22 protein-coding genes and 2 pseudogenes are annotated in these 24,036 nt (G+C 63.3%); 12 read left to right on the forward strand and 12 right to left on the reverse strand.

The annotated features are described in order from the left end of the window. Nucleotides 1–341: IS110 family transposase (locus LB529_RS04875; protein WP_224710589.1), on the reverse strand; the 341-nt coding region annotated here is incomplete at its 3' end. Between the two features lie 345 nt (nt 342–686). Between LB529_RS04875 and LB529_RS04880 the strand changes: the two genes are divergently transcribed. Beyond that, a complete protein-coding gene (locus tag LB529_RS04880; protein WP_224710412.1) occupies nt 687–1,754 on the forward strand; it encodes an aldo/keto reductase in 1,068 nt (355 codons plus the stop codon). A gap of 36 nt (nt 1,755–1,790) precedes the next feature. Then, on the forward strand, nt 1,791–3,059 hold the full coding sequence (locus tag LB529_RS04885) for a cysteine desulfurase-like protein (RefSeq protein ID WP_224710413.1): 1,269 nt from the start codon (nt 1,791–1,793) through the stop codon (nt 3,057–3,059). Nucleotides 3,060–3,119: 60 nt separating this feature from the next. On the opposite strand, the gene LB529_RS04890 is transcribed toward LB529_RS04885, so the two are convergent. From LB529_RS04890 to LB529_RS04905, 4 genes are read right to left on the reverse strand one after another with little or no spacing between them, the layout of a single operon-like run. After that, a complete protein-coding gene (locus LB529_RS04890) occupies nt 3,120–4,148 on the reverse strand; it encodes a histone deacetylase family protein (RefSeq protein ID WP_224710414.1) in 1,029 nt (342 codons plus the stop codon). Nucleotides 4,149–4,150: 2 nt separating this feature from the next. Then, nucleotides 4,151–4,645, reverse strand: coding sequence for a GNAT family N-acetyltransferase (locus LB529_RS04895; RefSeq protein ID WP_224710415.1), 495 nt, complete (start codon nt 4,643–4,645; stop codon nt 4,151–4,153). Between the two features lie 13 nt (nt 4,646–4,658). Then, nucleotides 4,659–6,041, reverse strand: a complete 1,383-nt coding sequence (locus tag LB529_RS04900; RefSeq protein WP_224710416.1) for an aspartate aminotransferase family protein — start codon at nt 6,039–6,041, stop codon at nt 4,659–4,661. A gap of 1 nt (nt 6,042) precedes the next feature. Next, nucleotides 6,043–7,683: a N,N-dimethylformamidase beta subunit family domain-containing protein gene (locus LB529_RS04905; RefSeq protein ID WP_224710417.1), complete on the reverse strand. Its 1,641-nt coding sequence runs from the start codon at nt 7,681–7,683 to the stop codon at nt 6,043–6,045. 146 nt (nt 7,684–7,829) lie between these two features. Between LB529_RS04905 and LB529_RS04910 the strand changes: the two genes are divergently transcribed. The 4 genes from LB529_RS04910 to LB529_RS04925 all read left to right on the forward strand — a co-directional run bounded on the left by LB529_RS04910 (nt 7,830) and on the right by LB529_RS04925 (nt 10,174). Further along, on the forward strand, nt 7,830–8,078 hold the full coding sequence (locus LB529_RS04910) for a ParB N-terminal domain-containing protein (protein WP_042644583.1): 249 nt from the start codon (nt 7,830–7,832) through the stop codon (nt 8,076–8,078). A gap of 123 nt (nt 8,079–8,201) precedes the next feature. Then, the gene (locus tag LB529_RS04915; RefSeq protein WP_224710418.1) at nt 8,202–9,149 is read left to right on the forward strand and encodes an alpha/beta fold hydrolase; all 948 of its coding nucleotides are present in this window, start codon (nt 8,202–8,204) and stop codon (nt 9,147–9,149) included. Nucleotides 9,150–9,286: 137 nt separating this feature from the next. Continuing rightward, nucleotides 9,287–9,682 (forward strand): GFA family protein, encoded by a 396-nt coding sequence (locus LB529_RS04920; protein ID WP_224710419.1) that lies wholly within the window; start codon nt 9,287–9,289, stop codon nt 9,680–9,682. A 279-nt stretch (nt 9,683–9,961) separates the two neighbouring features. Continuing rightward, nucleotides 9,962–10,174, forward strand: coding sequence for a hypothetical protein (locus LB529_RS04925; protein ID WP_095765230.1), 213 nt, complete (start codon nt 9,962–9,964; stop codon nt 10,172–10,174). A 20-nt stretch (nt 10,175–10,194) separates the two neighbouring features. On the opposite strand, the gene LB529_RS04930 is transcribed toward LB529_RS04925, so the two are convergent. Continuing rightward, entirely contained in the window at nt 10,195–11,124 is a 930-nt protein-coding gene (locus tag LB529_RS04930; RefSeq protein WP_224710420.1) for a hypothetical protein, read from the reverse strand. 204 nt (nt 11,125–11,328) lie between these two features. Here LB529_RS04930 and LB529_RS04935 point away from each other — a divergent pair, with 204 nt between their 5' ends. From LB529_RS04935 to LB529_RS04950, 5 genes and pseudogenes are all read left to right on the forward strand, one after another. Beyond that, entirely contained in the window at nt 11,329–12,201 is an 873-nt protein-coding gene (locus tag LB529_RS04935; RefSeq protein WP_224710421.1) for an undecaprenyl-diphosphate phosphatase, read from the forward strand. Between the two features lie 47 nt (nt 12,202–12,248). Continuing rightward, nucleotides 12,249–13,034: a phosphodiester glycosidase family protein gene (locus LB529_RS04940; RefSeq protein WP_224710422.1), complete on the forward strand. Its 786-nt coding sequence runs from the start codon at nt 12,249–12,251 to the stop codon at nt 13,032–13,034. A gap of 150 nt (nt 13,035–13,184) precedes the next feature. Next, nucleotides 13,185–13,323 (forward strand): annotated as a pseudogene (locus LB529_RS29200) (muramidase); the annotation flags it as partial. Between the two features lie 140 nt (nt 13,324–13,463). Next, nucleotides 13,464–14,324, forward strand: a pseudogene (locus LB529_RS04945) (GH25 family lysozyme); the annotation flags it as partial. 329 nt (nt 14,325–14,653) lie between these two features. Further along, nucleotides 14,654–15,136, forward strand: coding sequence for a DUF2314 domain-containing protein (locus LB529_RS04950; RefSeq protein WP_095765235.1), 483 nt, complete (start codon nt 14,654–14,656; stop codon nt 15,134–15,136). Between the two features lie 400 nt (nt 15,137–15,536). Here LB529_RS04950 and LB529_RS04955 read toward each other — a convergent pair whose 3' ends face one another. The 5 genes from LB529_RS04955 to LB529_RS04975 form a co-directional block, all read right to left on the reverse strand. Further along, a complete protein-coding gene (locus tag LB529_RS04955) occupies nt 15,537–15,911 on the reverse strand; it encodes a VOC family protein (RefSeq protein ID WP_224710590.1) in 375 nt (124 codons plus the stop codon). A gap of 154 nt (nt 15,912–16,065) precedes the next feature. Next, nucleotides 16,066–16,416 (reverse strand): DUF4145 domain-containing protein, encoded by a 351-nt coding sequence (locus tag LB529_RS29205; RefSeq protein ID WP_224710424.1) that lies wholly within the window; start codon nt 16,414–16,416, stop codon nt 16,066–16,068. Nucleotides 16,417–16,525: 109 nt separating this feature from the next. Next, nucleotides 16,526–16,732 (reverse strand): type II toxin-antitoxin system HicB family antitoxin, encoded by a 207-nt coding sequence (locus LB529_RS04965; protein WP_013532022.1) that lies wholly within the window; start codon nt 16,730–16,732, stop codon nt 16,526–16,528. A 4-nt stretch (nt 16,733–16,736) separates the two neighbouring features. After that, nucleotides 16,737–16,937: a type II toxin-antitoxin system HicA family toxin gene (locus tag LB529_RS04970; protein ID WP_127863793.1), complete on the reverse strand. Its 201-nt coding sequence runs from the start codon at nt 16,935–16,937 to the stop codon at nt 16,737–16,739. Between the two features lie 8 nt (nt 16,938–16,945). Continuing rightward, complete coding sequence (locus tag LB529_RS04975) at nt 16,946–20,722, reverse strand: vitamin B12-dependent ribonucleotide reductase (protein WP_224710425.1); 3,777 nt, start codon at nt 20,720–20,722, stop codon at nt 16,946–16,948. A gap of 712 nt (nt 20,723–21,434) precedes the next feature. Between LB529_RS04975 and gltX the strand changes: the two genes are divergently transcribed. Next, entirely contained in the window at nt 21,435–22,808 is a 1,374-nt protein-coding gene (gene gltX / locus LB529_RS04980) for a glutamate--tRNA ligase (protein WP_224710426.1), read from the forward strand. Here the strand turns inward: gltX and LB529_RS04985 are convergent. Beyond that, the gene (locus tag LB529_RS04985; protein WP_411962434.1) at nt 22,726–23,949 is read right to left on the reverse strand and encodes a DUF2865 domain-containing protein; all 1,224 of its coding nucleotides are present in this window, start codon (nt 23,947–23,949) and stop codon (nt 22,726–22,728) included. The two genes, gltX and LB529_RS04985, sit on opposite strands and share 83 nt — an antisense overlap. Nucleotides 23,950–24,036: the final 87 nt, after the last annotated feature.

Consider the following 24,036-nt stretch of genomic DNA (forward strand, 5'->3'; position numbering starts at 1 on the left):
TCGGCCTCAGGCTGATAGCGGCGGCCGTAGTCGCTCAGCATCCTAGCATCGAGAGGATCGGTCTTGGCGCGCCGTCGGGTCGACTTGGCATAGTGGTGGGTGTGCGCCGGGTTGTGCCGCGAGAACGGCACGCCGGCCTTGGCCAGCGCATGGCGCAACAGCCGGTCATGGACCCCTGTCGCCTCCATGACAACGAAGTCGCGGCTGGGATCAAGGCCCGCCACATAGGCCGCGATCGTGTCGGCCTGGTTGTCGATGCGCCGAAGACGGCCGCTTGTCTCATCGAAAAAGTCGAGCCACTGTTTTGAGATGTCGCAGCCGACATAGTTCTGCATTATCATGTCCACGCCTCTTCCTGTGGTGCGGGGTCTGCTTGGAACAGCCCCGTGCAACTGTTCAGGTTGATGGTTCACCGGTGGGAAGGGACCGAGCCATGCCACGGCCTGTCCGAAAGGACGACCAGGATTCATTCGGTCTCCTTCCCACTTCAACCATACACCAGAACCAACACACAGGATTCTAGGGTCTGCGCGCGTCGCTTCGCTCCTTGCTCCGCCCTAGAATGACGAACTGACTGACGCTTCGGCCAATCTCGAAACTGGGCGACTTTGCAAAACGCAAGCGTTTTGCTCTATGTTCAACCTCCTCCCCGCGCTGTCCGCGCAAACCTCCCGCCGGAGAATCCCATGCATAAGCGCCGCCTCGGTCGGACCGATCTCCTTGTTTCGCAAATCTGCCTCGGCTCGATGACCTGGGGTCAGCAGAACAGCGAGGCCGAGGGCCACGCGCAGATGGATCTGGCGTTTTCGCGCGGGGTGAATTTCATCGACACGGCCGAGCTTTACCCGATCCCGCCCAAGGCAGAGACGCAAGGGCGAACCGAGAGGATCATCGGCAGCTGGATGAAGGCCAATCGCAACCGCGACAAGGTCATCCTTGCCTCGAAGGTGGTCGGCCGCACGGCCAACGCATGGTTCCGCGGCGATCGTCCGTCGAAGCTGGTGCGCGCCGACATTTTCGACGCGGTCGAGAAATCGCTGGCCAAGCTCGGCACCGACTATATCGACCTCTACCAGATCCACTGGCCGGACCGGGACATTCCGTGGGGTTCGAACCCGACGCGGATCGGAGCGGTGGCGCGCCGGGCCGATGCCGCAGCCGCGCCCGCAGACGAAACACCGATTGCCGAGACGCTCGCCGTCTTCCAGGACCTGGTGAAAGCCGGCAAGATCCGCCATCTCGGCCTATCGAACGAAAGCTCCTGGGGTGTCATGCGCTTCGTCTTCGAAGCCGAGAAGGGCTCCGGGCCGCGCGTCGCCTCGCTGCAGAACGCCTACAACCTCGTCAACCGCACCTTCGAGGTGAACCTTGCGGAGGTCTGCGAGCGCGAGGAGATCGCGTTTCTTCCCTATTCGCCGTTGGCGCAGGGTTATCTCACCGGAAAATACGATCATGGCGCGCGACCGCGGGGCTCGCGCTCGCAGCTCTTCAACCGCGGTCAGCGCTACGAGACGCCGAACGCGGCGGAGGTGCTGCTTCAGTACAATGAGCTGGCGCGTTCCTTCGGCATGGAGCCGGCGCTTTTCGCCAACGCCTATGTGGCGAGCCGGCCCTTCGTGACCGCGAACATCGTCGGCGCGACCACGATCGCGCAGCTCGGGACGGCGCTGTCCTCGGTCGATGTCGCTTGGACGGATGAGATGCAGAAAGCGGTCGACGCCATCCACCAGCGCGTCGGCAATCCGTGCCCTTGAGCGGGAATCGGTGAAAAACAAAAAGGGGTGGAGATGATGGCAGATTTTCCGATCGAGGCCGTGCGCGGCAGGTTTCCGGCGCTTTCGCTGACCGATGACGGACGCCGGCGCATCTATCTCGACAATCCGGCCGGCACGCAGGTGCCGCTGACGGTGGCGGACGCGGTGTCGCGCTGCCTGCTCTCGACCAACGCCAATCTGGGCGGGTTCTTCGAGACCACGGTCGCGGCCCAAAAAGTGGTCGACGACGCCCATGCGGCAATGGCCGATTTTCTGAACGCATCGAGCATCGAGGAAATCGTCATCGGCGCCAACATGACGACGCTGACCTATCACATGTCGCGCACGCTCGGCCGCATGATGAAACCTGGCGACGAGATCATCGTCACGCGCATGGACCATGAGGGCAATGTCTCGCCCTGGCTGCAGCTTGCCGAGGATCTCGGCCTTGTCGTGCGCTTCCTGCCGTTCGACGAGCGGAGCTGGCAGGTGGAGGAGACGGCGCTCAAGGCGCTGCTTTCGGACAAGACGCGCCTCGTCGCGCTGAACTATGCCTCCAACCTCACCGGCTCGATCAACCGGGTGAAGGCGCTGACGGCGATCGCCAGGCAGGCCGGCGCGCTGGTCTATGTCGATGCCGTGCAGTTCGCGCCGCACGGGCTGGTCGACGTGCAGGAGCTCGGCTGCGATTTCCTGATCTGCTCGGCTTACAAATTCTTCGGCCCGCATATGGGCATATTGTGGGGCCGCCGCGACGTGATCGACGCGCTCAAGCCCTACAAATGCCGCTGCTCTTCGAACGTCCTGCCCGAACGGTTCGAACTCGGCACGCCGCAGATCGAGCTGATGGCGGGGCTTACGGCGGCAATCGACTATTTCGCCGATCTCGGCGCTTCGGCCGGCGAGGGCGGCTCGCGGCGGCAGCGGATCGCCAGGGCGTTCGAGATGTCGATCGCCTATGAGAACGCGCTGGCACGGCAAATGATCGACGGCTTGTCCGACATCGAGGGCCTTGTCATTCACGGCATTACCGATTCGAAGCGCCTCGCCGAGCGCGTGCCGACCATTTCCTTCACCGTGGAAGGCATCGCACCGGAAACGATCGTGCGGCAGATGAACGCCGAGAACATCTTCGTCTGGTCAGGCCACAATTATGCGTGGGAGGTCGTCCACCAGCTCGGCCTACCGGCCGAGCAAGGGGTCGTGCGCATCGGCATTGCGCATTACAACACGGCGAAAGAGATCAAGGAAACGCTGGAAAGCGCGCATCGCGTGATCGCGATGCTGCGGCAGCAGCGCTCCTAGTTTTTTAGCTTTACGCAATTCCGGACGGAAAACCGCTACACACTTTTCCTGGAATTGCTTCTAGCCCTGCTTGCCGCCGAAGCCGGTGAGGAATGCGGTGAGGTTGTCGCCGAGCGCATCGCAGAGATAGCCGCCTTCCTGGACAATGACCGTCGGCAGGCCGAGTCCGGCGATCGCTTCGCCGATGCGCGAGAAGCCTTGCGTCGTCACCGACAGGCCGCCGAACGGGTCGCCCTCGAAAGCGTCGAGGCCGAGCGCCACGACCAGCGCTTCCGGCGCGAAGGCGCGGATGCGCTGGAAGGCCGCCGCCAGCGCTTCGAGGAAGGCCTCGTCGCCGGATTTGCGTGGCAGCGGCAGGTTGAGATTGTAGCCGAGGCCGGGGCCTTCGCCGCGCTCGCCGGCATGCCCCCAGAAGAACGGGTAGAAGCGCACCGGGTCGGCGTGCAGCGAGACGGTGAGCACGTCGGGACGGGCATAGAAGATACCTTGCGTACCGTTGCCGTGGTGCAGGTCGACATCGAGGATGGCGACGCGGGCGGAATTCTTGCGCAGAACCTGCGCCGCGACCGCCGAATTGTTGATGAAGCAGAAGCCGCCGGCGACATCGGCGAAGGCGTGATGGCCCGGCGGGCGGCAGAGCGCATAGGCCGACGCCGCGCCGGCCATCACCGCTTCAGCGGCTTCCACCGCGCTCCAGGCGCTCCACAGCGCGCTGTTCCAGGTCTCGGCCGAGATCGGGCAGGCGGTGTCGGCCATGTGGTAGCCGGCCTGGCCGACAGCCGAGGCCGGGTAGGAGCCGGCGCGGGCGATCGGATGGATGTTTGGGATGACTTCCGCCGAGGCGCCTTCGATGCGCTGCCAGCGCGCAAAAATGTGCTCGAGAAAATCGAGATATTCAGGCGTATGCACCGCGGCGATCGGGCCAAGTCCATGATTGCCTGGACGTTCGACCGTCAAGCCGGCCAATCTTGCGCCGGCTAACAATCGTTCAATCCGCTCCGGCTTTTCCGGGTTGGGCTGCTGCGCGCCGCTGGAGAGGAAAGCTTTCGGGTCATGGCGCTTCTGCTCCTCGGCATAGAAGGCTTTCATCGTCATTCCTCCGGTGTATCGGCAAACGCGAAAAAGGCATCGCCGACGATTTTCTGCACCTGCTCGTAGCTCGACCGGCCGATGCCCAGTCTTTCGTAGAAGGCCTTGGCCGTCTCATTGTCGGTATCGACGGACAGCCTCAGATAGCCACCGCCCGCCGCGCGGCACTCCTTCGCCACGCGCCGCAGCAACCTTTCGCCGACCCGGCGGCCGCGAAAACGATCCTCGACGTAAAGGTCCTGCACATAGACGCCGGGACGGCCCATCCAGGTCGAGAAAATCGGGAAATGCAGGCAAAGCCCGGCGAACTCGCCGTCGATCTCAGCGATCAGGGTCGAGAAGGCGGGTTTGGCGCCGAAGCCGTAGCGGCGCAGATCCTCGGGCGTCGAAGTGATTTCCTGATGCGCGCCGATATCGGTACCGAGGCGCAGCAGGGCGGCGTGGATGGTTTCGACATCATCGATGGTGCCGGGGCGGAGGGTGATTGGTGCCGGCATCAAAACACCTTTCTCATCCCTCCACCGGCAGATCGAGTTCCTCCGCCAGCGCCTCCAGCGAATCTCCGATGATGGAAATCATCTCGCCGATCTGGTCTCTGGTGATGATCATCGGCGGCGCCACCATGAAATTGTCGCCGTCGATGCCGCCCTTGACCTTGCGGCCATAGATGATCAGGCCGCGCGCATAGGCGTGGTCCAGCAGGCGCTGCGTCGCCTTGCTGGCCGGATCAATGGGCTTCAGTGTCTCCGGATCGGCGACCATTTCGGCGCCGGTGAGCAGGCCCTTGCCGCGCACGTCGGCGATGAAGGGGAAGCGCTTTTGCAAGCCCTTCAACTCTGCCATCAGAACCTCGCCCATCGCGGCGGCGTTGACGATGAGATCGAGCCGGTCCATCTCGCCGAGCACGGCGAGGCCGGCGGCGCAGGCAAGCGGATTGCCGGCATAGGTGTGGCCGTGCTGGAAACCGCCGGAGGCCAGCAGCGGCTCGACCAGGCGCATCGGCGCGGCGAGGGCGCCGAGTGGCGCGTAACCCGAGCCCAGCCCCTTCGAGAGGGCGACGATGTCGGGCCTGCAGTTCCAGTGGTCGCCGCCGAGGAACTTGCCTGTCCTGCCGGCGCCGCTCATCACCTCGTCATGAATCAGAAGAATGCCGTAGCGGTCGCAGATTTCGCGGATGCGCGGATAGTAGCTGTCGGGCGCGACAAGGGCTGCGGTCGCGGCACCGCCGACCGGCTCCATGATGAAGGCCAAAACGCTTTCCGGCCCTTCGGCGAGAATCTTCTCCTCCAGCATGTCGGCATAGCGAAGGCCGCGCTGCTCCATCGAGAGATTGTCGCGGTCGCGCCAGGCCGTGGGCGCAGGCACTGTCGGCATCACCTTCATCATCGGCGTGAAGGTTTCGGCGAGCGCATCGTCGCCGGTGATGGAAAGCGAGCCCAGCGTGCCGCCATGATAGGAGGGGAAGCGGGTGATCACCTTCCAGCGCTTGGGCTGGCCGGTGGCGACCGCCCATTGGCGGGCGAGCTTGATGCAGGATTCGGTCGCTTCCGAGCCGCCCGAAACGAAGAAGATGCGGTCCATGCCTTCGGGCAGCTTGCCAGCAAGCGCGCGCGCCAGCTCTTCGGCGGGCTCGTTCTCAAAATGCAACCGGTAGGCAAAGGTGGTCTTGTCCATCTGCCGCTTCATGGCGTCGAGCACGTTGCGGTTGGAGTGGCCGATATTGGCGACCATCGGCCCGCTCGAGCCATCGATGAAGCGGCGACCGTCCTTCGTCCAGAAATAGATGCCCTCGGCCCGGTCGACGAGCGGCCGGCGCAGGCTGGACAAATAGAACAGGTGCGACGGCGGCCGCGCTTCGGCCTCTACTACGGGCTGGACTTCCAGTTTCGACATGTCAGGACTTTCCGAGATAGCGGTCGAGAACATTTTTGGTCACGCGTTCGACCATCGCGTCCTGCCTTAGCAGGCCGGCGACCCATTCGCAGCTTCCGGCGTGGAAGACCTCGCCTTTGCCGCGTGGGAAATTGACGATCATGCCGTTGCCGCGCTTGACCTTGTCGAGATTGGCGTCGCTCGCCTCGCCGAACAACGTCTCGGCGGTGAAGCGGCCATCCTCGTCGGTGAGGAACTGGTCCTCGACCGGGATGTCGGCGCTTTCCTCGACCTGGCTCGCCATGCCGACCGCCAGCACCTGCAAGCCGTCCGGCGCGCCGCTGGTCGCGGTCGGGTAGGGCAGGCCGCCACGGATCTCGAAATCGAGGCCGTCGACTTCATAGCCGTAGACATGGCTGTCGGCGCCGAGCAGGTCGCCGTAATAGATGCCGGTGCCGGCAAAGGCCCAGTGCTCGGGCCGGTAGACCGGGAAGCCACGCACGCCCCGCGGCGCGCAGCCGCCCCAGCCGGCATAGACGCCTCGGGTCGCATTGAGGCCGAAGGTGGCGCTGCCTGGACGGCCGATCTCAGGCGCTTCCCAGGAATTGGTTGCGCGGGTGACGTCGCCGCCGCGATAGGCGGGGTCTTCCGCGCGAGCCTTATATTTGTAGCAGACCTGGCGGCGACCTTGGTCCTCCAGCCTCGTCTGCCACATGAAATTGCCGGCGAAGCGCGCCGCATGCCCGCCGCGCTCGATATAATTGTCGACGGCGTCGCGCATCTCCCAGGTCCAGTATTCGTCGTGGCCGACGAAGACGACACAGTCATAGCCGTCGAGGATTTCGGGCGAGAAATGGAGGTCGTGCTGGCTCGCGAGATCGACCTGATAGCCGGCGAGCTCGGCGAAGCGGAAGAAATGGCTGTCATAGCTCGCCCAGCCCGAAGAGGCATATTTCTTCGAATGTCCAGTGGCGAAGGCCCACTCCATGTGCGGATAGCGTGGCACGGTCCTCACCGGCACCGCGACTTCCAGCGGCACGCGCGGCGCATCCTTGGGCAGCACCACGAAGCCGCGACACCAAGGGCGCTCAATCGACACTGTCGTGGCGTATTGATCGCGGTTCGGACCGGTGATGCCCTGATAGTGGTTCGAGCCGCCCCAGGTATTGTAAGCGAGCCAGGTGCCGGTAGCGGCGACCTGCAGCAGGCGGCCGGGCTTGCGGCCGGGCAGGGGTGTGACAATGAAGAGATGATGGCTGTGGATCGGCGTGCCGTTTCGGCCTTCGGCCGACAGCGTCACGCGATAGGCGCCGGATGGCCAATCGTCGCCGACGCGGAATTCGAACAAAGCCTCCCACCCGCAGCCTTCGACCGAGCATTGGTCGGGCGTATCCTGCCAGCGCGCCGACAGCCCCGCTCCCTCGAAGACTATTGTTTCGTTGTCGCCGTCGCGAATGATGGCGAGGCTGAATTGCGGCGCCGACGCGCTGACGAAAAGCGTTACCGTCTCGCCGGGGCGATAGGAAAACCGGTCGCTGTAGCACCAGATCTCGCCGCTCGGGCCATCCATTCCCGGCCATTCGTAATAGTGGCCGCGCACCGCCTCGCGGCGCTGCTCGGGCGTCAGCCCGAAATCGGGGAATTCACTGGGCAGTTGCGTCAAGGAACACCTGAGATCACGAGGCCGTCATTGAGACCATCGGCTGGCCAAGCGTCAAATGGAAAGCATCGGGCCAGCGCGCTCGCGCTTGGCCGCCGCCGGCAAACCAACTATTCATGCTGAGGCGACATTCTCGCCGAGGAGCCGACATGCTGCGTGTACAAAAGGTCAAGGTCGACGACATCTACGTGCCGACGGCGCGGCGCAAGACGCTGCATCCCGAGACGGTGCGCCATCTCGCCGAGGATATTCTCGAAAACGGCATGAAGACCCCGATACAGGTGCGGCACGACGGCAAGCGCCACATTCTGGTCGAGGGGCTGCATAGGCTCGAAGCCGCGAAGTGGCTCGGCGAGACCATGATCGACGCTTATCTCGTGCAGGCCAAGCGCCACTGATCCTTCTTCTTTGGAGTCGCCTGCCGAGGCGCTTCCACTCTCCCTCGAATTATTTAGCGGGCCATGTCGGCTTGGGTTCTCCCACCGCGTCCTTGAGGCAACGCAAGCGGAGAGGAGACTGAAATGCCCAAGACCCTGTTTTTCGCCATCCTTGCTTCGGCAATGACCCTCATAGCCTCGCCGAGCGCACAATCCGAGGAGACCAAGCCTGTCATGACCAGTGAAACCAAAGCTCTCTTGAAGCCGGAAAAATCCGGCCTGCTGCCGATCGACGGCGTGAACTACTACTACGCCGTCTACGGCAAGGGCGAGCCGCTGCTACTTTTGCATGGCGGCCTGGGTTCGAGCGACATGTTCGCGCCGATCCTGCCGAAATTTGCCGAACATCGCACGGTGATCGCCGTCGACCTGCAGGGACATGGCCGCACCGCGCTCGGCGAACGGCCTTTCGGCCTTGAGGCGATGGGCGACGATATGGCGGCCATCGTCAAGGCGCTCGGCTACGACAAGGTCGACGTCATGGGCTATTCGCTTGGCGGCGGCGTCGCCTTCCGCATGGCCGTCCAGCATCCCGAAGCGGTGCGTCGGCTGGTCATGGTGTCGACCGGCTACGCCGCCAACGGCTTCTATGACGAGATGCGTCCGCAGCAGGCGCAGGTGAGCGCGGCGGCCGCCGAGTTCATGAAGGACACGCCGATGTACAAATCCTATGTCGCCGTGGCGCCGAAGCCCGAGGATTTCCCAAAACTGCTCGATGCGCTCGGCGCCTTCATGCGCAAGGAGTATGATTTCTCGGCCGACGTGCCGAAGCTGAAGATGCCCGTCATGCTCGTCTACGGCGACAGCGACATGTACAAGCCCGAGCACGAGATCAAGTTCTTCCAGATGCTCGGCGGCGGATTGAGGGACGCCGGCTGGATGCGCGAGCACCTGTCGCAGAACCGGCTGGCGATCATCCCCAACCGCACGCATTACGACGTGTTCTTCGCGCCGGAACTGGTCGCCAGCACGCTGCCGTTCCTCGACGGTGTCACCAAGGTGAAGACCTGGGACGAGATCGTCAGCGAATGAATCCTGGCCGCTGGCCGCCTGAGGCAGCCGGCCAGCGGCATCAGCTCAAGCGATCGTATCCCATCAATGTTTTTTGATTGACCCTGCCATGCCGGCCACTACGGTGCCCGGCATTTCCTCGAGGCAGGTGTCTGGTGATGACCAAGTATGAGGGCGGATGCCTTTGCGGCGCGGTGCGCTACAGGGCCGAGGTCGAGCCGATCAACGAACGCATCTGCCATTGCCGCATCTGCCAGAGAGCGATCGGCGCCGCCTTCAATGCGCGGCTTCTGTTTCGCATCGACGATGTGACCATCGAAGGACCGGTGGCGACGATCAATTCCACGCCTGACCTCAAGCGCGGCTTCTGTCCGGTTTGCGGCACGACTTTGTTTTCACGCCGCGATTCCAGGGGCATTCTCGGCATCACCTCCGGCTCGCTCGACGACCCGTCGCTGTTCAAGCCCGACATGCATTTCTGGACCGCGTCGAAGCAGCCCTGGGTGATGCTCGACGATGGCCTGCCGCAATATGAAGGCGCGCCGCCAGCGTAGCTTCTTCCTTCTCCCCTTGTGTGAGAAAGTGGCCGAGCGAAGCTCGGTCGGATGAGGGGTGTTCCAGAGAATACCAGCGTCTCACTCCGCTGGAACACCCCTCATCCGTCTCGGCGCTTGCGCGCCGATCCACCTTCTCCCACAAACAAAGGGAGAAGGAAGAAGGCCTGCACAAAAATTTCATCTTCGATTCACGACATAGCCGGCAAAGCGTCATTGGCGGGCCATCTTTGGCTGCCTATCTACGCGCCATGCGGGAAGGCATCGAGGAGGCGACGGATGAGCGAGAGCATCAACACCCTGGACGAGCTTTTGAACGACCCGATGGTCCAACTCGTGATGGCGCGCGACCGCGTGCGCCCGGCCGAGCTTCGCCTGCTTCTGGAAAAGGCTCGCGACAGGGCAAGCGATGATTCCCGCATCGATCAGGCTTCGGTGCCGCCGGCGCATGTGGTGGCAAGAAGCTGCCTGAAGCAGTGGTTGTACCGCTGAGGCAACTCCAGGGAAATTGGTCAGCTCGAATTCGCGGGCAAGTAGCTGTAATGGCTACGCAAATAGGCGAGCTTGAAGCCGAGCCGGTCGTAGTTGCGATAGGCCGGCCCGTCGCGGTCGGGGCGCGGCGCCTCGATATCGGCGACAAACAATTTCGCACCGGCGGCTATGCCGTCGCGGACCAGCCTTTCGCCAAGCATGGCGTCAAGATCGAAACTTGGCGCCATGATGCCCGGTACCGGCGCGTCGATGCCGCTCCAGGCGGCCCCGTCTGAGATGAAGAGCGAGCGCACGGCGGCGACCGCGCCCCTGCGTTTCAGCATGTAATGATGCCAGCCCTTGCGATCGACAAGCGCCATCAGCCAGGGCGAGGTGGGGAGCCTGTATTTGGCATCGATGAAAGATGCCCATTCCGAAGCTGTCCTGGGCGTGACCTCCTCGATCACCAGATCGTCAACCGGGATCAGCGGGTCGCCCGGGAAAAGCGGTTCGTCCGCCAGCGGCGTCGCGTCGCGATAGATGCGCTCCCAGCCGCCTTGCTGCTGCATCCCGCGCGCTTCCAGCCAGCATCTCAGCCGCGATGGCTCGGTATGCGGGTTGGTATAGAACCAAGGCCGCATGACGCCGGCGGCGCGGTAGTGCGCGAGCAGCGCGTCGACCTGTTCTTCCGTCGCCGGCCCATCGACGCCGATATTCTTCACGCAGTTGAAATGAATGAACGGGATCGTCGTGCAGGTGGTCCACACAAGGTCGCCGTCGCTTGCGATCGAAAGCCCGTGCCGCGCAGCGAAATCCGCAGGCGCCGCTTCGTAGAGATCGAGCCAGGCAGCGACGTCGGCGCGCTCGATGGCGCGGCTGGTATCACGCGACACCTCCTCGATCGTGATTTCTGCAGCATGCGTTTCCGGCGGCGTGACCGGCTCCAATTCCGAGAGGGCGGCGGTCGACATCGTGATGCTCCTCCGATTTGCCTTACAGTGTAAGATTAGCGGAGAATAATATGGCGGCGCCAGTTGTCAAGCAGGATTAGCGGCACCTTACAAATCCGTGAGTTGGAATCACGCTATCGTGAGGCTAAGCCTGTCCTCCAGGCTTTTCGAATGACGATTCACTTTTTGCCCCCAAGAACGATTGGGCACGGGGAAAGGACCGGGATGACCGACGTCTGCACTCAAGGACTGGACACCGGCTTTGTCGGCCTGGGTTATGCCAAGGTGGCATTTCTCGGCATCGTGCAAGGCATCACCGAATTGCTGCCGATCTCGTCCACGGCGCATATGCGCATCGTGCCGGCCGTTCTCGGCTGGCAGGACCCCGGCTCGGCCTTCTCCGCCGCCATGCAACTGGCGGCGCTGGCGGCTGTGGTCAGCTATTTCTGGAGCGATGTCAGGGACGTCCTGTTCGGTTCGGTTGCGGCGATCTCGCGCCGCGATTTCGGCGACCGCTATTTCCGCCTGGCGATCAGCATCGTGCTTGCCACCGTCCCGATCGTCATTGTGGGCCTCGCACTTTCCGGCGTGCTCAACGCCTGCAACTCGCCGCTGCGGGGGCTCGCCGTCATCGGCTGGGCCTGTATCGCCATGGCGATCCTTTTGGCGCTCGCCGAGATATTTGCCAGCCACAAGCTCGTGCTGCGCCAGGCCTCGATCCTCGACGCGCTGCTGGTGGGCGTCGCCCAGGTCGGCGCGCTTATTCCCGGAGTCTCCCGCTCGGGTTCGACCCTGACGGCGGCGATGGGGCTGGGCTTCGCCCGGCCGGAGGCGGCGCGCCTGTCCTTCCTGCTCGGCCTGCCGGCCATCGCGCTGGCCGGCCTCAAGGAGCTCTATGAACTGCACAAGGTGCATCTCGATGCGCATGGCTGGTCGATCCTGGCCGTCGGCCTTGTCGTTGCCTCGATCTCAGCTTTCTTCGCGATCTGGGGGCTGATGCGCGTGCTCGAGCGCTTCTCCGCCTGGCCGTTCGTCGTCTATCGCGGCCTGCTCGGCGTGGTGCTGCTGATCGGCGTCGCGACCGGCTGGCTTGTCTAGAGGTCTCGGCCACTCCGCTATATCGACGCCGACGCCCGGGTGCGCTGATGGATCTTGGGACTCTGCTGCAATCCGTGCCTTTGCTTGCGACGCTGGTGAAATCGGCGGCGCCGGCGGCAATTGGCGCGGGCATGGGCCTCGGCCAATGGCTGGCGGCGCTGCCGCCCTGCCGCAACCAGGTTTTTGAGAACGCGACCTATCTGGTTTGCGAGGCCGATCCGAAGCATTTTTCCATCGAGCTGTTCTGGAAGAACAAGGACGGCGATCTATACCGATCGCTGCACAATCTGCGAAGCGCGCAGCAGGCGGCGGGGCGCACCATGCTCTTCGGCATCAATGCCGGCATGTATCATCCGAACCTCGCGCCGGTCGGGCTCTATGTGGAGCGCGGCGAGCAGGTCACGCCGGCGAAGACGGGATCGGGCACCGGCAATTTCTCCATGCAGCCCAACGGCATCTTCTATGTCAGCGCCGGCAAGGCCGGGGTTCGCGCGACCAAGGATTATCTGAAGCGCCCGCCGCGCGTCGACTATGCCACGCAATCCGGGCCGATGCTGGTCATCGACGGCAAGCTGCATCCGAAATTCCGTTACGACGGCACCTCGCGCAAGATCCGCGATGGCGTCGGCGTGCGCGCCGACGGGGTCGCGGTCTTCGCGATCTCGAATGATGTCGTGACCTTCCATGAATTCGCGCGGCTGTTCCGCGACCGGCTCGGCTGCCCGAACGCGCTCTTCCTCGATGGCTCGATCTCGAGCCTCTATGCGCCCGGGATCGGCCGCAACGACGATTTCTGGAATCTGGGGCCGATGATCGGCGTGTTCCGGCGCTAGCCGAGAACCGCTTCGGCGCCATCCCGAATCATCCGCTCGCGCCAAAGGTAAATTTTGATTCAAACTTTGTTGGTAATTTCTCATTAGGAATGGCGTTTCCGGCGGCGCTGTTCCTGCCTTCGGTCTGTGTTGTTTTGCGTACAGGTCAAGATGCGGATTTTTAGCGTCGTCAGTTTCGTGCTCGCATCGCTTTGCCTCGCCGGCTGCTCGTCCACGTCCGGCGTCGATGCCTTGCAGATGCCGTCCAATGAGACGACGAGCTCGGTCGTGCGGCCGAGCGCGCCGGTGTCGAAGGGCGTGAGGACCGCAGTCGCCGAACGAACCGTCGAGACCGCGTCGATGTCGGGTGCCGCGCGCATCAAGCCGCCGGCGCCGCTGCTCGACGAAAACAATGTGATCCCCGACGACGAGAACGCTCGCCCCGGCGACGAGAACTCGCGCCCATTCGGCCTTGCCGAGGAGGAGACGGTGAACTTCCCGGCGGCCGATCTGCCGGAGAGTGTCGAGCCGCCGGTGCAGGAGGCAGCACTCGTCTCGCTGCCGAAGCGGCTGTCGCGCGCCGCCCCCGCGATGCTCGCCGGTCCGGTCACCCGCTATGCGTTCCGCGACGCCAAGCCGATCAATTTCGGCCGTTCCTCGCCGCGCCACCTTGCCGTTCACGGCGTCGACGTCTCGCGCTGGCAGGGCAACATCAATTGGGGAAAGCTGCGCGCCCAGGGCGCCAACTTCGCCTATATCAAGGCGACCGATGGCGGCGACCATCTCGACCCGATGTTCATGAAGAACTGGCGCAACGCCGATGCCGCCGGGCTGAAGCGGGGCGCCTATCACTTCTTCTACTGGTGCCGCACCGCCGGCGAGCAGGCCGACTGGTTCATCCGCAACGTGCCGAAGGTCGACGGCGCGCTGCCGCCGGTCATCGACGTCGAGTGGAACGGCGAGTCTTCCTGCAAGCGGCGGCCTTCGCGTGAAAAGGTGCTGGAGAAAATGCAGGTGTTCATGGACAGGCTGGAGCGCCACTACGGCCAGCGGCCCATCATCTACACCAGCCCCGATTTCTATCGCGACAACCTGCGCGGCGCCTTCCAAGACTACCCATTCTGGCTGCGCGCCGTGGCCGCGCATCCGTCAAAGGTTTATCCGGGCCGCAAGTGGCTGTTCTGGCAGTATTCCGGCTCCGGCCTGTCGCATGGCGTCAGCGGCCGCATCGACCTCAACGTCTTCCATGGCGACGAGCGCCAATGGCGCGCGTGGCTGGGCGGCGGGCAGATGATAGCCGACGCGGATTAAGGCGGAGTTTTCAGTTCTCCCCTTGCGGGAGAAGGTGGCCGCGAAGCGGCCGGATGAGGGGTGCTCCAGCTTGATGCAGACCTTCGCAAACGACTGATGATCGCCAGCATCTCACTCCGCTGGAACCCTCATCCGTCTCGGCGCTGCGCGCCGACCCGCATTCTCCCATAAGGGGAGGAGGGGAAGCACCGGCGCCTCACGCGCGGGCGTCGCCGGTGAGGTCGATGGCAATTTCGGCATTTCGCTAACCATGCGCTCACCCTGTCTCTTAGAGGTGCGGCAACGGGCTTCCGGTAACGTGTCCGTGATCGCATTTCGGAGAGGTTTCGATGCGCAAACTGATTGTTACTGCCGCTTTGGTAGCCGCCGTCGGCTACGGATTTTTCAATTCGCACATGCGGGGCAGCGAGCCCAAGGACAATGTGGTCGCCTACTCCACCACCGACGCGGCGATGCAGGGCGCCAAGGCCAAGGGCCATTCGACGCTGCCGCGCTTCCATGAACTGATAGCCGCACGCACGCCTGGCACCTACACCGTCAAATTTCCGCTGACCCAGAACGGCGCCACCGAGCATATCTGGATGCAGCTTGTGGCTTTCAGCGACGGCCGCTTCGTCGGCCTGCTGGCCGACAAGCCGGTCAACGGCAACCAGTACAAGATGGGCGACCGCATGACGGTGGCCGAGGCCGACGTCGAGGACTGGATGATCCGCAACGGCGGCGACGTCTATGGCGGCTACACGGTGCGCCAGGCGCTGGCGGATATGCCGAAGGAACAGGCGGCGAAATACGGAATCGCGTTCAAGGATTGAGCGCTCTTCTCCTTCTCCCCCTGCGGGAGAAGGTGGCCGCGAAGCGGCCGGATGAGGGGTGTTCCAGCTTGATGGAAGCCTTGCCGGTTGGGGGCGCCGCAGCAAGATCGCCAGCCTCTCACTTCGCTGGAACACCCCTCATCCGTCTCGGCGCTGCGCGCCGATCCACCTTCTCCCACAAGGGGAGAAGGAGAGGGCGCTCATGCCTCGGCCCCGCGCGGTCGTCATCCTCGGGCTTGACCCGAGGATCCATTCCGTGACCACGGTGAAGCGTGCAAACGGAGCAGAATTCTGGACCGTTGCAACGCGTCGATGTAACGGAATGGATTCCAAGGTCTGCGCGCGTCGCTTCGCTCCTTGCTCCGCCCTGGAATGACGAAGCAGAAGGGGGCATCGCCACCTACCCCCCGTTGATCATCGCCTCGATGTTGTAGCCGTCGGGATCAAGCACGAAGCAGGCGTAGTAATGTTCCGCATAGTCCGGACGCGGCCCGGGCGCGCCATTGTCGGCTGCGCCGGCATCGAGCGCCGCGCGATAGAATGCATCGACCTCCGCCTTGCTCTTCACCCGGAACGCAACATGCAGATGGGTGAGCGGCGAAGGTTTCTCACCCGTGCTCTGAATCTCGAACAGGCAGCCGTTGCCGACATCGAAGGCCCAGAACACGCCGTCCTTGCCGAAGGCGAGACGATACCCCAAGGGCGCGAAAGCCTTTTCGTAGAAGAGCTTGCTCTTGTCGAGGTCGCTCACTTCGATGGTGATGTGGTCGATCATGGTAGGGCGGAACACTCGGCGGTCATGGTGGCGGTCGGCCTGCGCCGCGGTTCGTCAGGGACGGTGCAGTCTCATCAATCTGCCTTGTAGCTCCATTGTGCGCGTCTCAAAGGCCTCAGGTTTTTCATAAAAAAAAAGTCGAATAATTCCTCGATCATTCTAGACACCAATGAGCGTCTTCATATTCGACTTCGAAGGACCGAAGTCCGTTGCTCGTCATGAAAGGGTGTGCTGCAAGATTGCCAATGCACCTGATCATATCGGCATAGGCTGTATAAGTTCCCGCCATTCCCCCTGGGCGATCGGTTTTGGTAGCTGACCTAATCTGTTTGGCTAGACTTCTTTGGGTGTGACCAAGCGACAGCAATAGGTCTTCAAGGCAGCGTCTTGAAATGACAGCCGAGCCAGCTGGGCTGACAGGAAGAATCTTGCATGCGTCCTCATATGTGCGCCAAACGTCATGGGGGACATAGAGAAAATCTCTTGGGGTATATGAGTAATCCAAACTAAGATTGACCTTAAGGGTAAGCGAGCAAGGCCCCGATTTCCGAAAAGCTAATCTTGCCTGGCCTGTGGCATGTTATGCCTCTACCCTAATGCCGTGGCGCCAGACGCTACGCCTCTACATACTCCGCCAGGCTGACGCCTTTCGGCACATCCAGCCCGTCAGCACGCAAACCTTCGATGTGGAAGCGGATCGCATCACGGATTTCGGTTTCCACCTCAGCTACCGTCGCTCCGGTAGCGATGCAGCCTGGCAGGTCGGGCACATATGCAGAAAAGTTATTTCCGGCTTTTTCGATCACCACGGCGTAGCGCATAGCATCACTCCTTCAGGCCGGACTGCTTGAGGATGCTGTTCAACGTTCCTGGTGCAACCTCTTCAGACGGCTTGCCGGCCACGGTGACGCGGCCGGCTTTGGTCTTATGCTTATATTGGCGATGGCTGCCTTTGGTTGCAACCAAATACCAGCCGTCGGCCTCCAGCATGCGAATAACTTCGCGGACTGTAAGCCGAGGCGGCATCTAAGCTCTCAGCTGCACCCACTTGTACTTCCACACGTATCGCACTTCTCGCAGGTGCCGTTCCGCACCATGGTGAAGTTGTGGCACTCGGAGCATTCATTGCCGGTGTAGCCCTGGAGCAGCGACTGCTGGCGCCTGGTCGCGGCGAGCTTTTTCGCTTCGGCCGCCTCGTTGGCGGCGGCGTCGGTGAATAACGCCTCGGCGCCGCCGGCGGCTTCGGTTTCCTCTTCCACCATATCCTCGGCCAGCTCCCTGGCGCGCTCCTCATAGTCGCGCTTGTAGGCGATGGCCTCGTCGCTTGCCGGCTTCAGCGCCAGCACGTTGGAGCCTGAGAAGGCGGTGGGCGCCGCGCGGGCAGGGGCGGTCGACGGCCCCGAGCCGCCGAAACCCTTCGGGTCTGAACCCGCAGCTGACACCAGCTTCACCGGCGAGGCGCCGCGATAGAGGCCCTTGGAGAAAGGCGTCGCCTTGCCTTCGGTGATGCCGCGGCCGAGCGCGGTCTTGTCGAAGTCCGACTGGTCGACATGGGCGAGATCGTGGCGGCCGAGATAAGAGACCGCGAGCTCACGGAACACGTAGTCGAGGATCGACGTCGCGTTCTTGATGGCGTCATTGCCCTGCACCATGCCGGCCGGCTCGAACTTGGTGAAGGTGAAGGCCTCGACATATTCGTCGAGCGGTACGCCATATTGCAGGCCGAGCGAGATGGCGATGGCGAAGTTGTTCATCATCGCGCGGAAGGCGGCGCCCTCCTTGTGCATGTCGATGAAGATCTCGCCCAGGCGGCCGTCGTCGAACTCGCCGGTGCGGAGATACACCTTGTGGCCGCCCACGACGGCCTTCTGGGTGTAGCCCTTGCGGCGGTTCGGCAGTTTCTCGCGGTCGCGGTAAAGCCGCTCGATGACGCGCTCGACGATCTTTTCCGTCACCTGCACGGCGCGCTGCGCGGCGGGCGCCGCGATCAGCTGCTCGACCGCCTCGTCCTCGTCCTCGTCGTCATCGACGAGCAGCGAGGCATTGAGCGGCTGCGACAGTTTCGAGCCGTCGCGATAAAGCGCGTTGGCCTTCAGCGCCAGCTTCCACGACAGCATGTAGGCGTTCTTGGCGTCCTCGACCGTCGCCTCGTTCGGCATGTTGATGGTCTTGGAGATGGCGCCCGAGATGAAGGGCTGCGCTGCCGCCATCATCAGGATGTGGCTGTTGATCGAGAGCGAGCGCTTGCCGATCTTGCCGCAGGGGCTGGCGCAGTCGAATACCGGCAGATGCTCGGCCTTGAGGAAGGGCGCGCCTTCCAAGGTCATCGCACCGCAGACATGGATGTTGGCGGCGTCGATGTCCTTTTTCGAGAAGCCGAGAGCCGGCAGCATCTCGAAGGAGATGTCGCCGAGCTGCTCGTCGGTGAAGCCGAGCGTCTCCTTCACCCAGTCGGCGCCGAGCGTCCACTGGTTGAACACGAACTTGATGTCGAAGGCCGATTTCAGCGCTGCATTCAGCGCCGCGATCTTCTCGTCGCTAAAACCCTTGGCCTTCAGCGAGCCGGGGTTGATGCCGGGCGCCTGGTTGAGGTTGCCGTGGCCGACCGCATAGGCCTCGATCTCGGCGATCTGGCTCTCGGAATAGCCCAGCGTGCGCAGCGCTTCCGGCACGGCGCGGTTGATGATCTTGAAATAGCCGCCGCCGGCGAGCTTCTTGAACTTCACCAGGGCGAAGTCGGGCTCGATGCCGGTTGTGTCGCAATCCATGACGAGGCCGATCGTGCCGGTCGGCGCGATGACGGTTGCCTGCGCATTGCGGTAGCCATGCTCCTCGCCGAGCTCAATGGCGCGGTCCCATGCGGCGCGGGCATGCTCGGCCAACGCCTGCTGCTTCAGGTCGGAGGCGACCAGCGGCACCGGGTTGACGGCGAGCTTCTCGTAGCCGTCCTTGTCGCCGTAAGCGGCGCGGCGATGATTGCGCATGACGCGCAGCATGTTCTGGGCGTTGCGGTCATAGTCCGGGAAGGCGCCGAGCTCGGCGGCCATTTCGGCCGAGGTCGAGTAGGCGACGCCGGTCATGATGGCAGTGAGCGCGGCGCAGATGGCGCGGCCCTCGTCGGAATCGTAGGGGATGCCTGAGGTCATCAGCAGGCCGCCGATATTGGCGTAGCCGAGGCCGAGCGTGCGGTATTCGTAAGAGAGCTTGGCGATCTCTTTGGACGGGAACTGCGCCATCATCACCGAGATTTCGAGCACGATGGTCCACAGCCGAACGGTGTGCTCGTAAGCGGCGATGTCGATCGTGCCGTCTTCGCGGCGGTAGGGCAAAAGGTTGATCGAGGCGAGGTTGCAGGCCGTATCGTCGAGGAACATGTATTCCGAGCACGGGTTGGAGGCCCGGATCGCACCGGCGGAGGCGCAGGTGTGCCAGTCGTTCATCGTCGTGTTGAAGTGCAGGCCCGGATCGGCGGAAGCCCAGGCGGCGTAGCCGATCTTTTCCCACAGGTCGCGCGCCTTCAGCGTCTTCAGCACTTTGCCGTCCTTGCGGGCGGTGAGCTGCCAGTCGCCATCGGCCTCGACGGCGCGCAGGAAATTGTCCTTCAGCGACACCGAGTTGTTGGAGTTCTGGCCGGAGACGGTGAGATAGGCGTCCGAATCCCAGTCGGTGTCGTAGGTCTTGAACGACATCGAGGTGTAGCCCTGGCGGGCGAACTGGATGACGCGGTAGATATAGTTCTCCGGCACGGCGTCCTTCTTGGCCGCCTTGATCTCGCGCTTCAGCGCGGTATTCAGCGCCGGGTCGAAGCAGTCGTCGCCCTGGCCTTCGCAATTGACGCAGGCCTTCATGATGGCTTCGAGATGCTTCTTGACGATCTTGGAGCCGGTTACCAGCGAGGCGACCTTCTGCTCCTCATTGACCTTCCAGTCGATGAAGTCCTCGATATCCGGGTGGTCAGCGTCGACGATGACCATTTTCGCCGCGCGGCGCGTCGTGCCGCCCGACTTGATGGCGCCCGCCGCGCGGTCGCCGATCTTGAGGAAGCTCATCAGGCCGGACGAGCGGCCGCCGCCGGAAAGTTTTTCGCCTTCACCGCGCAGCATCGAGAAGTTCGAGCCGGTGCCGGAGCCGTATTTGAACAGGCGCGCCTCGCGCACCCACAGGTCCATAATGCCGCCCTCGTTGACGAGGTCGTCCTGCACGCCCTGGATGAAGCAGGCATGCGGCTGCGGGTGCTCGTAGGAGGACTTCGACTTGGTCAGCTTGCCGGTGAAGGGGTCGACATAGAAGTGGCCCTGGCTCGGGCCGTCAATGCCATAGGCCCAGTGCAGGCCGGTGTTGAACCATTGCGGCGAGTTCGGCGCGACGCGCTGGGTGGCGAGCATATAGGCGAGCTCGTCGCGGAAGGCGCGCGCGTCATCCTCGGATTTGAAGTAGCCGCCCTTGTATCCCCAGTAGGTCCATGTGCCGGCGAGGCGATCGAAAACCTGGCGCGCGTCGGTTTCCGAACCATAGCGCTCGGCCTCGGGCAGCTTGGCGAGCTCGGCCTCGTCGGCAACCGAACGCCACAGAAAGGAGGGAACGTCGTTCTCCTCAACCTTCTTCAGGCGCGCCGGCACGCCGGCCTTGCGGAAATACTTTTGGGCCAGGATGTCGGCTGCGACCTGGCTGAACTGCGCCGGCACATCGATATTGTCCAGGCGGAACACCACCGAGCCGTCGGGATTCTTGATCTCCGACAAAGCCTTGCGAAATTCGATCTCCGCATAGGCGGACTGATCTGGCTTGGTGAAGCGACGCTCGATGCGCATTGGTCCCGTTCCTTTGTGTCTATATATAGCGCCTTTCCCAAGGGATTGCTGCCCCACATGGCGAAAAGCGCAGTCCGCCGTTTGCCGGCATCGCGGGCGACGCCGACACTCTCCTCGTCGCGGGCACTGCCATGCAGACAAGCAAACGCCTTTCCATGCGCTTACCCAGGTTGCCGGCCGACCCGCGGGTCCCTCGAACTGAAACTTTTGTCGATTCCCTCCGCAGAGGGAGGTTCACACTATCTAGCGTCGAGCCTGCCTGCAAACACTAAATATAGTGTTAACAGATCATTTTTTCCAGGCCGACAATTCTCCCTTTCGCCCACCCAAGCCCTAACGATCCCAACGCTTCCGCCGGCCTCGTGAACAGGCGGAAATTCGGGACAAAACGCACAAAATCCGGGAAAAAAGACCGGCCTCAGAACTCTCCGGTCGCGCCCGCTACAGGAGCGCATGGCCTATAAAAAGCGACTCGTTCCGACCCGTCAAGGATTCGTTTGCGTAGCTTTTATGACCCCAACATCTTGTGTGTCACATATGTGGATAACGGGGACATAAGAAGCCCGGCTTTGCAGGCGCTTGACGCGGCGACCGGCCAGGCCGGAAGCCGTGTCGGGCCGCTGGCTTTTCATTTTAGCTGGCTTGCACTATCTGTTGCGTTCGCGCGGGGGCGCGCCTTGTCAACACCAAAAGCATCCGCTACGCCCCGCTCATGACAGTTACCGTACGTTTTGCCCCATCGCCGACCGGCCGCATCCATATCGGCAATGCGCGCACCGCGCTGTTCAACTGGCTTTTCGCCATGAACAACAAAGGCCGTTTCATCCAGCGCTTCGACGACACCGACATTGCCCGCTCGACGCAGGAATACGCCGATTCCATCCTTTACGACCTGCATTGGCTGGGCATCTTCCCGGATGTCACCGAATACCAGTCGCGCCGCTTCGAGATTTATGACGCGGCGGTCGAGCGGCTGAAGGCGGCGCGGGTGCTTTATGCCTGCTACGAGACGCCGGAAGAGCTCGACCTGCGCCGCAAGGTGCGCCGCACGCGCGGCCTGCCGCCGGTCTATGGCCGCGAAGCGCTGACGCTGACGCCGGAGCAGGTGGCGGAGTACCAGTCGGATGGCCGCCGGCCGCATTGGCGCTTCCTGCTGCCCAACTACACCAACGACCCGCTGCAGCCGGAGCGCACCGAGGTGCGCTGGAACGACCTGGTGCGCGGCGAGGAGACGGTCGACCTCGCCTCGCTGTCGGATCCTGTCCTGGTGCGCGAGGACGGCACCTATCTCTACACGCTGCCCTCGGTGGTCGACGACATCGAGATGGGTGTCAGCCATGTCATCCGCGGCGACGACCATGTCACCAACACCGGCGTGCAGATCGCCATCTTCAAGGCGCTGGGCGCCGAGCCGCCGGTCTTCGGCCACCACAATTTGCTCACCACCGTGTCGGGCGAGGGGTTGTCGAAGCGCACCGGCGCGCTGTCGATCGAAAGCCTGCGCGAGGACGGCATCGAGCCGATGGCCGTCGCTTCGCTGGCGGTGCTTGTCGGCACGTCGGAAAATGTCACCGCCGCGCATGATCTCAACGAGCTCGCCGGCCATTTTGACCCGGCTGCGACGTCCAAGTCCGCCTCCAAATTCGACCCGGACGAGCTCTTCGTGCTCAACCGCACGCTGATGCATCGCATGTCGTTCGAGGAAGCGCGCGACCGGCTGATGGTGCTGGGCATTTCCGGCGACAAGGCCGAGCCGTTTTGGCTTGCCGTGCGCGGCAATCTCGACCGCCTGTCGGACGCGGTCGCTTGGTGGCGTATCCTGAGCGAGGGTCCGCAGGAGCCGGCGGAATTTTCCGGCGAAGACCGCGATTTCCTCAATCAGGCGTTCGACGTTCTCCCCGAGGAGCCGTGGAACGGCACGGTGTGGAAGGACTGGACCGGCAAGATCAAGGAAGCCACCGGGCGCAAGGGCAAGCCGTTGTTCATGCCGCTGAGGCTGGCCCTTACCGGGCGGACTTCGGGGCCGGAGCTTTCAGATCTATTGCCGCTGATGGGTCGGGAAGGAACGCTGGCCCGACGACCCTGACCTTGCGCTGATCGGGCGGCAGCGCCGAGACCGGCGACACCGGCACTTTGGTGGTCAGCCGCCTGATCGCATCAAGGTCGAGCCCGCCTTCGGCATTGGCGAGCGTTTCCGGATCGGCGCCCGGATCGGGCTTGGACGCCGGCATCGGTATGAAGCGCGCTGCCTCGCCGTTCGGCTGCGATTGTTCAGGATCAGGCGGGTTGCCGCCGATGATCGTGAAATTGCCGGCCTGCGCATTGCAGCCGCAGGTGGGCGGGCGCGAGTAATTGGCCTGTTTGTAGAGATAGGCGGTCGGCAGCTCGCTGTAGGGTTGACCTGTCGCCGACGAGGTCATCGAGCCAGAATCGTCGTCCATTCCGCGCGAATAGAAGACCTGCATCTCGGTACCTGGGCAGCTCGACTCGCAATTCTTCCGGTCGCGCTCGAAGTCACCGATGGAAGCGGCATTCGACATCGGGAAGAAATAGCCGTCGCAGGTGCGCACGCACATCGTATGGAACTCGCCGCCCAGCCGGGGCAGGTCCATGCCGTCCGGCTGGTTGATGACGCGGCGAATGTTGCGCACGCTCGGATCATCGGACGGCACGTCCGCCGAGTCCGGCATACCGGGGGCATCGGGCGTTTCGAGCTGCTGGTCCTGGCGGCCGAAAAGCTGCTCGAACAGATTGCCACTTCCATTGTCGCGGGCCGCCTCCCGAAGCGGCGCGCGGCGCGGCGCGATCTCGTCGTCGCGGCAGCCATTGGCATCGAGCGCCGCCAGGACGCGGCTGCGGTCGCGCCGCGTGCCGCCGGCGGCCAGCCGCTCGCGCTTGGCCTGCAATGTGTCGAGATTGGCGTTCATGCGCTCTATCGAGGCGTTGATCGCGGCGCATTGGCTGACATTGCGCGAAAACAGCGTGAAGCCGCAACCGGCGTCGCTTGCCCGGCCGCGGGCCTTGGCAAGCTGCTCGCTCTGGCGCTGGATGGCTTCGTCATATTTGCGCACGATGTCTGGGCCTCCGCCACCACCGCGGGCGGTGGCGAGTTCGGCTTCGAGCTGCCGGCATATGCGAGAGGCGGCCTGGGTTTCAGCGGCGGCGACAGCTGAGCCTTCAAGCGCTGCAAGCAGCGTCGCAAGATGCATCAGCTTCAGCCCCTTCATTCTCGTGGAATCCCGATTGCCCGTGCCGGAAGGCTATCGCGTTCGTGGTTACTGTTCCCTTAGTCTGCAACCCGGCACAATTGCGCT

The sequence above is a fragment of the Mesorhizobium sp. CA5 genome, from assembly GCF_020165105.1.
GTDB lineage: Bacteria > Pseudomonadota > Alphaproteobacteria > Rhizobiales > Rhizobiaceae > Mesorhizobium.